We start from the raw sequence: 12713 nt of genomic DNA, 5'->3' as shown, positions 1-12713 counted from the left end.
CCATGTGAGATGTCGTTAACCACTAAAAAAACACTAGTTAACCAACTGTGCCTAAAAACTATGGATTTAGAATTTCATTTAACATATTCCAAATTGTTATTGTTCCAATAACAATTCCTGCAGCTCCTACTCCTATTGCCAATAACAAAAAATTTTTTCTTTCTGCCATGATTATGATGTAGTTTGGGCATTCAATATGGATAAAGTTCCAAGTAATGCTTCTTCAAGACGCACTGTTTGAGTAGCTTGGTTTGGAAAAAAGTTTAGAGACTTTGCATTTTGCACATTTTTCATCTTCCCACCTAAGATCTCATGAATTCCTTTCTCAGGAGAACCAAACACCACAAGTGTTGGTTGATCTGATTTTGTGTATTTTGCAATCTGTTCTTTTGTTGCAGTTTTACCTTTTCTTGATGTAAGAATTATGTTTCCCTTCCATTCTGATAACAATGAAAACAGGTTTGCTCTTTCTTTAACAGTATATCCCCAATATTCTGGGGCTTCGCTTCTGCTGATTTCCTTAATTGAGAAATTTGGATGCCCTTCTTTGAACTGTACTGTTACTCTTTTTCCAACAGATGTTTTTCCAAAAAATGGAATCAATTGATTGATTCCTACGTCCACAAATCTTTTGCCCTTTACACTAACTACTATTCCTTCTCTAACATCTCCTTTGCTTATTTTTTTTGGATTTGCTGGTGTAACATGACTTGGAATTCTTAATGGTTGTAATACTCCTGCAAATTTTAAATCATTTACTTTTGCAAATAACCTTCGTCTCAAAAATTGTGGTGTTTCTAAATATTTTAGAATCATTACCATGAGATTACCATCCTGTTTGTTGTTTCCTTCTTGGTAAACATAGATAGTTTCAATTTTAAAAATTGCACAAGCTCTTGCTAAAACTGAAATCTTTCTAGTTTTGTCTATTTTTAATGATTCATCTGATAGAGATGATTCAGGAATTGCAACAGATAATTTCAATATAATCGAGTCTCACAAACAGATAAAATAATTAATTTTTGTCGTGTGGATATTTTTCTTTAGCAGTTTTTGCATAATTTGCAATCTGCTCCTCTGAAACTATTTCATACAAACCAGTATTTGTTTTGATATGTGCCATTCTGATATGACTAGTTCCTTCTTTGTCTTCACTTGATAGATAAATTCCTGCAGAAGCTAATGCAGATGCATCATCTAATGAAAGATCATTTTTGTATGTTTTTTCCAAAAAGTCTGTTACTTGATCAGAACCTGAACCAATTGCAATTGCATCATATGAAATGTATGTTCCACTAGGATCTGTCAAATACAATTGTGGTTTTCCCGCAACAACCCCTCCAAGAATTAATGCAACACCAAATGGTCTTACACCTGCATATTGAGTATATTGTTGAGATTGATCAGCTAAATGTTTAGCAATTGTTTCAACTTCTACTGGTTCGTCATAAATCATTTTGTTACTTTGAGAAAAGAATCTTGCATTGTCAACTTGACTTCTTGCATCTGGTATGTATCCTGCTGCTGCAACCCCAACATGATCATCAATTTGGAAAATCTTTTGAGCCGTATTTGAAATTTGTAATTTTCTTGGTTTTTCTTCTACTGCAATTACGATGCCATCTTTACTTTTTACACCTACGGCAATTGTTCCTCTTCTTACAGTCTCAATTGCATATTCGACTTGGTATAATCTGCCATCTGGTGAGAACACTGTAATTGCTCTGTCGTAACCTTGTTGTGCAGGAAGCATTTGATTCCAATGCTCTGAAAGTTTAATTTAAGTCTAGCCTATCTAATTTGCCGTGAGATTCGAAATTGAATTTTCAGGACATGAGAATATTAGATCAAACCATCAAAAAACTATAGAGATTACAAAAGAGTCTCATTTGACACCTCGGGGAGATTGCATAGTTGGTGTAAATGCAAATCATGCATGTGCTGATTTACCTCAGGATCTAAAAGACAAATTAAAAAATTCTGATTCAAACATTACCTTTTCTATTGATATTGGGGATTACAATTTCACTGTAGAGGGGAAAGGTCATCCTGATCTAATCCTTACTCATACTGAAGACATTGTAATTAGAAAAAGTGATTTTGTATGTCCTAGAACTTTAGCTGTAAAATGTGACAAAGCCTCTGATTTGTTACCTAGAGAAATGGTTGCATTGTTACAAGATCCAAAAACCAAAGGTACCTTTACCATTACAATTGATTAAAACTGTGACAATTTTATAGTCATTAATCTAATTTTGATCATGGGAATGAAAACTAATCTGTTCATTTTAGTCCCCTTGGCAGCATTTGCAGCAATAATTCTAGGTTCAGGAATGTATCTGACATTGTGTAAAAATGCTCTTGTTCCATTACCTTGCTGAATAATTTCCATCTTTAGTTAATTCTGATTTATCATGATTTTCTTAAGACATGAATCATTAGATGTTTCATGGTAAAACCTACAATCGAGTTACCGATTTCTAAAAAACCTACAGATGCAGAACTCAAAAAACTCAAAGATTATTTCAAAGAAATGCCTATTGATGAAATTCTTACTGGGTTGAAATTTGCTAAAAACAGATGGTCTGCAAAAGATGCAGGTACTCTAAAGGTTGGAAGAAAAAGCATTATTCAAAAAGAAGTTCATTCTGTAACTGCTGAACAAGCTCAATGGAGATTAAAGAATTGGAAGATGATGATTGCAAATTATCGAAGACGTGGATACAGTTATCCTACAATTTCTAGAATAAAAAAAATCCTTGTTCAAAAAAGCAAAAAGAAATCTAAATGAAAATATCTGATTTTCTCTCAACAATTTGCTGTTTGAGAGAATCTGGAACATCTGGAATAGATGCTTTTGTTTGACCTGCAATAACACCTTGTGCTTCTTCTAATATTGCCAATGTGTCTGCATTGGTTTCTGCCCCTACACTCATTGTATCTCCCAATTCAACTGATGAGCCTGCCATTACATCTCCAAGTATGGATGACAAGTCTTGCATTGATGCATTTGCTTCTGGCATGATTCCATTAAGTGATGGGGCTAATCCTTTGATAATTGACATACATGGACTAAGTGTGACTACAACATCTCCTAGTTCTGATACTGTATCTAGTCTAAGTTTGACTTGCTCCATTGAAAGTTTGGCACCACTGACCATGTTTTTCATTTTTCGTACCTGTGCCAATTCATTTGCATATGCTTGTGCATAGGCATTTTTGTTATTCTTATGAGCGTGAACTATTTTTTCAAAAATTTGATCATGTTTTACTCGTAATTTTTCATTAATTCCTTCTAATTTTGAGATTTGAAATTGTAATTTTTTTTGTGCAAAATCGATTTTATTTTTTAGGGGTTCATCTGGTTTTACTTTTCCCATGACTTTTTGGGAAATACTTTCTCCCTGTGTTTTGTTCCAAGAGTTACTTAGCATATTTGATTCTCGATATTGGTCATAAATTTTGTTTTAAAGAGATTTGTCACTCTAACTAGTGTAACTGGAGTGACAGACAGATGTAGTTACACTATCCAAAGGTAAATGTGAATATCTGGAATCCTTTACCTTTGATTTTAATTTCTAATACATGAGAAGCACTATCCTCACTACTTATGATGTTATACAATCCCGGTTCTGAAACATTTAGGATATTTTCTGATGTAATGTCGCTTCCAGAATATTGATCTGGTAGTGGTTCTCCGTCAAGATAAATTTCAAGTTCTGCATTATTTGCAGTGACAATGTTTACTTCTTTTGCATTATACAGTAATTTTATCACTCCAGTTTCTGAAATTAACTCCATACTGTCTTCATGATTTTTCCATGTCCCAACTGGATAGAATTTATGTAATTCAATTTTGTCTGATTCTTGATACACTACTATCTTGTCTGGTTGAAATCCTTCTTGACTGCCTAATTGATTTCTGTTTTGTGCAAAATAATATCCAAAATACAATTCAGGGGTTCTAAACAATGTATGTTCAAATTCTTCAATATCTACTAATGAAGATGCAGATGCCATTTGAATTCCTAATGCATCTGATCTTTCTTTAATTAATTGTTGAATGATTTTTTCTGTTTCTTGATATCCACCTTCGCCGATATGATCATATCTTATGTATCCCTCATGATCTGCAATGTATTTTCTTGGCCAGTATCTGTTTTCAAATGCTTTCCATGTTTCCATGTCATTATCCATGACAACTGGATAATTGATTCCATGTTTTTCAATTGACATTTTTACATTTTCGGGAATTTTTTCAAATTCAAATTCAGGAGAATGGATACCAATTACTAATAATCCCTGATCAGAATATTTGTCATCCCATGCTGTAATGTATGGGAGAGTTCTGATGCAATTAATGCAACTATATGTCCAAATGTCATACAACACTACTTTTCCTTCTATCTCTTGAGCTAATTCTTCTGGAGTTGTATTCAGATAGTGTGCAATTCCTACCAAGTCGGGAGCCTTTTTGAATCCAGATTTGTCTATGTTTGTAGAATCACTACTTGTTATGTTTGAAACATTGGCTTGATCAAGTGTTGAAAATGACAAACTTAAGGCTGTAATTCCTATCCCTATGGCTGTTACAAGAATAATTGCTGTTTTAATTTCTGATTTCATTTTATCACCCTAAAAATAATAATTCATTGAGAAGTGGAAAGTTTGCAATATATGCTAGTTGATTCGTGTATACTAGAATTCCCAAAATTACAATAAATCCTCCCAAAATAATGTTGTAATATTTTAGATGTCTGCTCATTGAACGAATTATTTTACTTGCTCTAGAATAAAAGATTCCAATTAAGATAAATGGAATTCCTAATCCTAATGAATACACTAACAGTAAGTTGAATGCAACAGAAGGCGTTGTTGCTGCAAGTGTAAGTATTGTTCCCAGGATTGGTCCAACACATGGAGTCCAACCTGCTGCAAACGCTAATCCAAAAACAAATGACATTGGATAACTTGCCTTTGATCTTTTTGGGAAAAACTTTTTTTCTAAATTTAATTTGTTTATCTTCATTGAAAGTAGTAAGAATACTCCGAATCCAATTATAATTACCCCTCCGATTTGATTAAGTCCTTCTACCAGTTCTCCTGATGTTGATGAAAGCGCACTGTTGATAATCACTCCTAGTGTTGAAAAAACTACAGAAAACCCTAGTACAAAAAATACAGAGTTTAGAACAATGTTTGTTCTGTTTATTGAAAATGTCTTTGTTCCATCTTTTTGATTTAACTCTGATAGTGTGGTTCCTGAAATGTATGCAAGAAATGCTGGAATCATAGGCAAAATACATGGTGCAACAAATGAACTTAGTCCTGCTAGTGCTGCAACTGCGAGAGTTATTTCTGCCATACTCTAAAGTTACAATTTTTACTTTAAAGCATTCTTCCAGATTTTTACCAATTCTAATACAATCCGTTTTTAACTGGGTTGCAAATAATTTTGATATGAACAAACGATTCGTTATAGTAGGCATTGTTTTGGGTATCGTTGTAGTGGCTGCAGTTTTGATTGGATCTCCGATGTTTGGCGGCTTTGACGCTGCGAGATAATTAGCAGAATTTTACGTATGCTTTCTGAAAGATATCTAGTGCTCTTACAATATCTCTATCTTGTAGCCATGCTGTGACTGAAATTCTTAATCGGGCTTGGTTTTTTGGTACGGTTGGATATCTGATTGGTTGTGCAAATACTCCATTATCAAACAGAAATTTTCCAAAATTCATTGCAGATTTCTCATTTCCTATGATAATTGGGATTATCTGAGATTTTGAGTTTATCTCAAAACCTATTTCTTTGAGGCCTTTTGATAACAGTTTGGTGTTTTTTTCTAGTTTCTTTTTTTGTTTTTCTCTGTTTGATTCAAATCTCTTTAGAGAATGTTTTACCAAAAATGATGGCAATGCTGATGTATAGATAAATGATTTTGATTTGTTTATACACAAATCAACTACATTGTTTTGTGCTGCAATATATCCTCCAAATGATCCTAATCCTTTACTTAGACTGCTAATGTACAGGTCAATTTTTTTTCCAACATTGAAATGATTTGGTGTACCTTTCCCATCTTTTCCAATTACAAAATCTCCATGTGCATCATCGACAATTGTTATGGCATTAGTTTTATCTGCAATTTCCGTAATTTGTTTTAGTGATGATAAATCTCCATCCATACTAAAAATTCCTTCAGTTATGATGAACTTGTTTTTTGCTTTTTGTTTTGATTTGTTTTGCAAATCTTGCATGTCATTATGTTTGTAGATTGAAACTTTAGCATCTGTTAATTTGCATGATTCAATAATACTTGCATGATTTAACTCATCACTGAGAATCAAATCTCCTTTTTTTGCAATTGCAGAAATTGAACCCAAGTTTGCCATATATCCTGTAGGATAAATCAAACTGTTTTGCTGAGATTTGTGCTTTGCAAGAGATTTTTCTAATTTTTTGTATGATTCATCATTTCCTGAAACTAGTCTTGAACTTGATTGAAGTTGATTTGCTTGAATTTTTGTTATTGGTATTCCTAGATAGTCATTTGAGCACAAATTGAGAAGTTTTTTTCCATTAATTGTAATGTGTGCCCCTTGAGCTTTCCCATATCGTAATTTTCTGTATAGGTTGTTTTGTTTTATTGTTTGTAACTCTGCATCCACAAAGTCAAGTTTATGCCTGGAGGCCAATTTTTTCAATCATTTCACGGTCTTTTTGAGCCTCATTGCCACCCATTGTAAGGTAACCTGAAGTAATAATTCCATTTGCTCCGCTTTGCAGTAATTCTTCTCCTGAATCATTGAGTTGTGTTTCCCTACCTCCAGAGATTTTAATGACTGATTCAGGTAATAGGAATCTGATCACAGAAAACATTCTAACAATTTCTGAATTTGGTAAATCTGTTTGTAATTCCAACGGAGTTCCTGGAACTGGTACTAGTATGTTTATTGTAACTTCTTCTGGAAATAGTCTTGCAAGTTCTAATGTTAATTCTAATCTCTGTTCTCTGGTTTCCCCTAAACCAATAATTCCACCCGTACACAACTCCAAACCTGCATCTCTTGCAATTCCTAATGTTTTTAGTCTGTCTTCATATGTGTGAGTAGTACATATCTCGGGGAATTTTGATTTTGCAGTCTCTAAATTATGATTATATCTTTTGACTTTGAGTTCTTTGAGTTTTTTTGCTTGCTCTTCTGTTAGAAATCCTAAACTACACTCAACACTAATTCCCACCTTTTCATTTATCTCTGTAATTATTTTGCAAACTTTTTCAAAATCTGTTTTTGATGGTTCTCTCCATGCAGCTACTAGACAATATGACTCAGCTCCTTCTTCTTTTGCTTTTTGAGCTTTTGATACCACTTCTTCTGGTGTTGGTAATTGATATGTCTCTATACCTGTATCAAAGAATGCAGATTGTCCACAAAACGTACAATCTTCACTGCATGCATTTTTTTTAATATTATTTAGTTGCTCTACGTCTACTTTTTCTCCATTAAAATCTCGTGTAATCTCATTTGCACATTTTGCCAAATCTTTAAGATTTTCTTCTGGAATGTTCAGTAATTTTTCGGCATCTTCAGCAGTAATGTGATTTCCTGAAAATACTTTTTCTTGACACTCTTTGATGAATTCTAGAGCACTCATAATTTAACCCAGATATTTTCCATTTATAACAATAATGGAAAGGTTAACCTTTGAGGGTATAGGGGGTTAACAAGGCTTTAAAATGAATTTTGAATTGTTCGTATTTTGGGTCTGAGGCTAAAATCATTGGTCTCAAATAGATACATCGTACTTGGAATTATTGTTCCCTGTGTTGGACAACCCAATCTTTGATTGCCATGTCTGTGCGATGTTTCTGGCATCTAACATGCGGACATGGAATTAATCTAGTACATTCTGTTTCTTCACATTTTCGATATGACCCTGGTATGTTGGTTCCTTTAGGAGAAATCAAAGTCATGTTAATTTTTTTGATTGTTTAGCATTCTTTTTCAAATGAATTTTTTCATGTTTGCGTACTTCATCAAATGTGTATGATGTTCCAATCCAATGAAAATCGCATTGACTACATTTGTATTTCAATTCTCAAAACACCTGCAATCTAAGATGTTCTCTTTTTTAGATGAGTCTTTTCATGTGAAAGTAATTGCTGAATATTATCTTCAGCTGCATCCCAAGTAAAATTACAGTGTTTGCAGTGGTATGCCATTATTTGTCTGCTCTCTCTGATTTCTTTTTTTCAGATTCTGTAAATGCGTTTACATCACTAGTTGTTTTGATTTTACAAGAACCAAATTTCAGTTTTTCAATTATTTTTTTAAACATACTTTAGATAGTTGGTCTCTGTTATATACCGGCGTAATTACAAAAATCATGATTTTCAGACAGTCACAAAATCATAAAAAAGAAAAGACATTGATCATTACAATAACAGAAAGATTAGACTTGGGATGGGATTAACTATCAGACTACTTGTGATTTTGCATTTTTGATTGTCTTGATGGTACGTTTTATGAGTGAATTTAGCTCTTTTTCAGAAATTGCCAGAGGTGGTACAAGCATGACTATGTTGCCCAGGGTTCTGAGATAAATCCCGTTTTTCTTTCCGGTTTCATAGAATATTTTATTGATAGATTTTTTTGGATGAATCGGTGTCTTTTTCTGTCTGTCTGTAACTAGTTCTATTCCCATAAGCATTCCCTTGTGTCTGATATCTCCGACAATATCGATTTCAGAAATTTCATCATAATATTCTTCAAACACTTTGGATGTTTTTTGGATTTTTTTAATTAGATTATTTTTTTTATACATCTTGATATTTTCATTTGCAACTGATGCTGCAAGTGGATTTCCAGTATAAGTATGTCCGTGGAATAGATGTTTCCAATCGTTAAATTCTCCTGAAAATGAATCATAGACTTTTTTGTTTGCAAGAGTTGCTGCCATAGTTAGATATCCTCCAGTCAACATTTTCCCATATGCTATAATATCTGGAATAGATTTTTGTTCTTGGTATTGTGTCATTGATCCTAATCTTCCAAACCCTGTTGCAATTTCATCTAAGACAAACAAAACATTGTATTTTTTACATAATTGACTAATCTTTTTTTGAAATCCTTTTGGATAAATTATTACTCCACCTGCAACTTGTGCACCACTTTCCATGACAAATGCTGCAATTTTGTTATTTTTTGAAAACTGTTTCTCAATTTTTTCTAGACAGTGATTTTGATAGTCCGTTAACGTGTATCCCTTTGGTAGTCGATATTTGTTTGGAACTGGAAATTGCATTGTTTGAAAAAGTTGTTTTTTAAATTTCCCAAAGAATTGTGGAACATAACCTACTGCCATTGCGCCAAATGTGTCACCATGATATCCATTTTCTATAGTTGCAATCTCTGTCTTTTTCTCTCCGATATTTTTCCAGTACTGTAATGCAATTTTAATTGCAATCTCCATTGCAGAAGAGCCATTATCTGAATAGAATACCTTGTGCATTCTAGGTGATATTTTTACAAGATTGTTTGCCAGTTGTTCTGCAGGCTCATTTGTGATGTTGAACATTGAAGAATGTTGTAATTTTTTGCTTTGATTTGTGATTGCTTTGACTAGTTGAGGGTTGGAATGACCCCAAACATTACACCACATAGAGGCTACAGCATCAATCATTTTGTTACCTTTTGAGTCTTCAAGCCAGACTCCTTTGGCCTTGATAATTTTATCAAATGAATTCCATTCTTTCATTTGGGTATTGGGATGCCAAACAGAACTTTTCAACTGATTTACTATGATTTCAGATCTTAATAATTATCCGATTACTTTGAAAAACTATTCCACACCTATGCTTCTCATGGCAGCACAAGCCTTTCCGCCTTTACTCCAACATTTACAAGAACAAGAAACTGCTTTTCCACTCTCTAACTCTTTGACTACTTTATGAAAAACCCCTTCTCTAACTTTTGATTCAATTGTTACCGTTTCGTATTTTTTAGGATCTTGAAAATTTTCTGCCATGATTACAACACTATCTGGATATTTTTAACAATATTGCTCAACCGATGAGTTAATCAATGGACTAATCTATAATCTGTCTGTTGAAATCTATCTTTATTGCAGGAACTGACACTGATGTTGGTAAAACCTACATCACAGCAGGACTGGCAGTTGCATTGCGAAAAATGGATGTAGATGTTGGAGTCATGAAACCATTTGCAGCAGGAACCGCCCAGAAAAAGGGTTACAAATCAGAAGACGTTGAAATTTTAGCAAGAGCTTCAAAAACAACTGATCCTGAAAATTTGGTAAATCCTCAATTCTTTCCAATTCCTGCATCTCCATACACTGCTTGGAAGAATCTTAAAACAAAACCCAAAATTTCAACCATTCTAACTAGTTTCAAAAAATTATCAAAACTCCATGACATGATTCTTGTAGAAGGCATGGGAGGAATTATGACTCCAATTCTCAAAGACTATTACATTACAAATCTAATCAAAGAACTCAAGATTCCTACAGTAATTGTGACTAGAAGCAAAGTTGGAACTGTTAATCATACTATAATGACTGTTAAAATGTGTGAGAAATACAAAATTCCAATCAAAGGAATAATCATTAATGATTTTGATGATGGTTATTCTGTAAAAAATCTAAAAAGAGATTTAGAGAATTTAACTGGCGTCAAGGTTCTGGGTTCTATTCCATTTATCAAAGACATGAGTGATTCTGCTCTTAATAGTATCTTTAAGAATAATATTGATTTGAAATCATTATTAAAATAATTAAGAATAATATTCTTTGAATCCCTTATCTGTAGAATAAAGTTCAATTTTTGGTCCAAACATTCCTTGTTTTTGTACTACTTTGATAAGATCTTTGTTTTCCAATTCCTGTAAAATTGAGTCTAGTTCTTTATTTTCCATTTTTACTGATCTTTGAATTTTCTCAAATGTATTTGCTCCTTGATGCATAATTCCTAAAACTTGCATATCTTTTGTTTGAGGTCTTGATGGTGGCTCTTCTATTCTAACTGCATCTATGTTTTCTTGATTTGGTCTTTTAATTCCTAAATAATCTCCATTTGTTTGTCTTCTTTTTGCCAATATTCTTGGAATGATTCTTGATAATGGTATTGCTAAGAAAATTATCAGATAAATCCAAGAAAAGTTTGGTTCTACCATGAATTAGTTTCTTATTCTTGGGATAAATTTGTTCATTTTAGGCATCTGGTGTGCCTAAGTTGTGATTTTACAGATGGTATAATAGTAGTAGATACACACTGTAACTATTGTCAAAATATCAATCTCCTAGTGTTAGTGTGAATATGGGTGCTGCAAAAGGAATTGCAGTGGCAATTGTAGTTTTGATCATAGTTGGAGTAGTGGCAACTGCTTCAGTAAAAATTGTAGATTCTGGACACAGAGGTGTATTATTACATTGGAATGCTGTTGATTTAACACAACCACCACTTGACGAAGGTCTGCATTTTGTTGTACCATTCCAAGATGAAGTAGTTAACATTGAAGTTCGTACTCTAAAATACGCAAATGATGCTAGAAGTGCATCAAAAGATTTGCAGACAGTAGAGACTACTGTTACTGTAAACTATCACCCTGATAAAGAAGCAGTACATAGATTGTACAAAAATCTGGGACTAGATTATGAAAACAGAGTAATTCAGCCAGCAATTGAAGAAACAGTAAAACAAGTAACTGCAAATTATAATGCTGAAGAATTAATCACAAAACGACCTCTTGTCAAAGCAGACATTGAATCATCCATTAGAGATAGATTAAACCAATTTGATGTAGTAACTGAGGTAATTTCAATTACTGATTTTGAATTTTCACCATTATTTGCTCAGGCAATTGAATCTAAAGTAGAGGCAGAACAAAAGGCACTCAAAGCAGAAAATGACTTGAGAAGAATTGAAGTTGAAGCTCGACAGCGTGAGGCCAATGCAATTGGTCTTGCAAATGCAAATATTGCAGAAGCAAAAGGTGAAGCAGAAGCTATTGCAATTATCAATAAAGCCCTTGCAGAGAATCCAAATTACCTAGATTGGTTAAAGACACAAGCCTGGGATGGAAAATTACCTCTAGTAGTTGGTGAAGGTGGAACTCCATTTATTCAAATTCCAGTGACTCCATAATTTTAGAATATTTTACACTGGACTTTGTTTTCTTTTATAGTATGAACGTGTAATTAACACATGTCTTTTAGAACATGTGTTCACTGTGGCAGAGAATATGAGAGTTTGAGTGATGATTCTACTTGTTCATCAACTTGTGCAAAAGAAATAGGACAATAAATGAAATATGCGTTATCTACTTAGCAATAATTTCATGTAATTTTTGTTCGTTATCAAAATGTAATATACTTGTAAATGTATTTTTTAGCGACAATGATTCATAAAATTCGCTACTTTGAAACAAAGACCCTTTCTGAAGGAGTATACCTTCAAGATGTGGTAAATGATTTTCTAGCTGAAAAAGGTGAAAACATAATTGCAGTGATGCCTGTTATGGGAAATTCTTTGCTAGTTCACTATAAAGAATAGTTTTACCTTTGTCTAGCCTTTTTTTCTAAAATATCGATTAGGTTATTCACAAAATAATCTCCATCTCGGGTATTTGTTATGCCTACAATATTTTCCATTCTACGTTTTGTTTCATTTGAAATGTGCAGTTGAACCATACTA

At 33.2% G+C, this 12713-nt stretch carries 18 protein-coding genes; 5 read left to right on the top strand and 13 right to left on the bottom strand.

Features of this window, described 5'->3' with window-relative positions:
- Window positions 1-171 precede the first annotated feature (171 nt).
- On the bottom strand, window positions 172-984 hold the full coding sequence (locus Nisw_RS00720; RefSeq protein ID WP_141975623.1) for a putative RNA uridine N3 methyltransferase: 813 nt from the start codon (window positions 982-984) through the stop codon (window positions 172-174).
- Window positions 985-1015: 31 nt separating this feature from the next.
- Window positions 1016-1753, bottom strand: a complete 738-nt coding sequence (locus Nisw_RS00715) for an archaeal proteasome endopeptidase complex subunit alpha (RefSeq protein ID WP_141975621.1) — start codon at window positions 1751-1753, stop codon at window positions 1016-1018.
- Between the two features lie 52 nt (window positions 1754-1805).
- Here Nisw_RS00715 and Nisw_RS00710 point away from each other — a divergent pair, with 52 nt between their 5' ends.
- Window positions 1806-2222 (top strand): DUF371 domain-containing protein, encoded by a 417-nt coding sequence (locus Nisw_RS00710; RefSeq protein WP_141975619.1) that lies wholly within the window; start codon window positions 1806-1808, stop codon window positions 2220-2222.
- Here Nisw_RS00710 and Nisw_RS09010 read toward each other — a convergent pair.
- A complete protein-coding gene (locus Nisw_RS09010; RefSeq protein ID WP_185736633.1) occupies window positions 2219-2392 on the bottom strand; it encodes a hypothetical protein in 174 nt (57 codons plus the stop codon). The two genes, Nisw_RS00710 and Nisw_RS09010, sit on opposite strands and share 4 nt — an antisense overlap.
- 57 nt (window positions 2393-2449) lie before the next feature.
- On the opposite strand from Nisw_RS09010, the gene Nisw_RS00705 reads away from it, so the two are divergent.
- Complete coding sequence (locus Nisw_RS00705; protein ID WP_141975617.1) at window positions 2450-2791, top strand: hypothetical protein; 342 nt, start codon at window positions 2450-2452, stop codon at window positions 2789-2791.
- On the opposite strand, the gene Nisw_RS00700 is transcribed toward Nisw_RS00705, so the two are convergent.
- The 8 genes from Nisw_RS00700 to Nisw_RS00670 form a co-directional block, all read right to left on the bottom strand.
- Window positions 2784-3434, bottom strand: coding sequence for a Snf7 family protein (locus Nisw_RS00700; RefSeq protein WP_141975615.1), 651 nt, complete (start codon window positions 3432-3434; stop codon window positions 2784-2786). The two genes, Nisw_RS00705 and Nisw_RS00700, sit on opposite strands and share 8 nt — an antisense overlap.
- 91 nt (window positions 3435-3525) lie before the next feature.
- Window positions 3526-4626, bottom strand: a complete 1101-nt coding sequence (locus Nisw_RS00695) for a redoxin family protein (RefSeq protein WP_141975613.1) — start codon at window positions 4624-4626, stop codon at window positions 3526-3528.
- 4 nt (window positions 4627-4630) lie between these two features.
- On the bottom strand, window positions 4631-5365 hold the full coding sequence (locus tag Nisw_RS00690; protein ID WP_141975611.1) for a cytochrome c biogenesis CcdA family protein: 735 nt from the start codon (window positions 5363-5365) through the stop codon (window positions 4631-4633).
- A 200-nt stretch (window positions 5366-5565) separates the two neighbouring features.
- Entirely contained in the window at window positions 5566-6705 is a 1140-nt protein-coding gene (locus Nisw_RS00685; RefSeq protein ID WP_141975609.1) for a pyridoxal phosphate-dependent aminotransferase family protein, read from the bottom strand.
- The gene (gene bioB, locus Nisw_RS00680; RefSeq protein WP_141975607.1) at window positions 6680-7657 is read right to left on the bottom strand and encodes a biotin synthase BioB; all 978 of its coding nucleotides are present in this window, start codon (window positions 7655-7657) and stop codon (window positions 6680-6682) included. Before bioB ends, Nisw_RS00685 begins: the two co-directional genes overlap by 26 nt.
- Window positions 7658-7972: 315 nt before the next feature.
- On the bottom strand, window positions 7973-8098 hold the full coding sequence (locus tag Nisw_RS09365; RefSeq protein WP_255430796.1) for a hypothetical protein: 126 nt from the start codon (window positions 8096-8098) through the stop codon (window positions 7973-7975).
- Between the two features lie 381 nt (window positions 8099-8479).
- Window positions 8480-9760 (bottom strand): adenosylmethionine--8-amino-7-oxononanoate transaminase, encoded by a 1281-nt coding sequence (gene bioA / locus Nisw_RS00675; RefSeq protein ID WP_255430795.1) that lies wholly within the window; start codon window positions 9758-9760, stop codon window positions 8480-8482.
- Between the two features lie 84 nt (window positions 9761-9844).
- Entirely contained in the window at window positions 9845-10030 is a 186-nt protein-coding gene (locus Nisw_RS00670; protein ID WP_141975604.1) for a hypothetical protein, read from the bottom strand.
- Window positions 10031-10110: 80 nt separating this feature from the next.
- Here Nisw_RS00670 and bioD point away from each other — a divergent pair, with 80 nt between their 5' ends.
- Complete coding sequence (bioD, locus tag Nisw_RS00665; protein ID WP_141975602.1) at window positions 10111-10794, top strand: dethiobiotin synthase; 684 nt, start codon at window positions 10111-10113, stop codon at window positions 10792-10794.
- Here the strand turns inward: bioD and Nisw_RS00660 are convergent, their stop codons facing one another.
- Window positions 10795-11193: a hypothetical protein gene (locus Nisw_RS00660; RefSeq protein ID WP_141975601.1), complete on the bottom strand. Its 399-nt coding sequence runs from the start codon at window positions 11191-11193 to the stop codon at window positions 10795-10797.
- Between the two features lie 107 nt (window positions 11194-11300).
- Here Nisw_RS00660 and Nisw_RS00655 point away from each other — a divergent pair, with 107 nt between their 5' ends.
- Together Nisw_RS00655 and Nisw_RS09005 are read left to right on the top strand one after the other, a co-directional pair.
- Window positions 11301-12164, top strand: a complete 864-nt coding sequence (locus Nisw_RS00655) for a prohibitin family protein (RefSeq protein ID WP_141975599.1) — start codon at window positions 11301-11303, stop codon at window positions 12162-12164.
- Between the two features lie 252 nt (window positions 12165-12416).
- Entirely contained in the window at window positions 12417-12572 is a 156-nt protein-coding gene (locus tag Nisw_RS09005) for a hypothetical protein (RefSeq protein ID WP_185736692.1), read from the top strand.
- A 2-nt stretch (window positions 12573-12574) separates the two neighbouring features.
- On the opposite strand, the gene Nisw_RS09360 is transcribed toward Nisw_RS09005, so the two are convergent.
- A complete protein-coding gene (locus Nisw_RS09360; protein WP_255430794.1) occupies window positions 12575-12709 on the bottom strand; it encodes a hypothetical protein in 135 nt (44 codons plus the stop codon).
- Window positions 12710-12713: the final 4 nt, after the last annotated feature.

It is taken from the genome of Candidatus Nitrosopumilus sp. SW (assembly GCF_006740685.1).
GTDB lineage: Archaea > Thermoproteota > Nitrososphaeria > Nitrososphaerales > Nitrosopumilaceae > Nitrosopumilus.
This window is presented reverse-complemented; position numbering and strand designations above follow the sequence as displayed.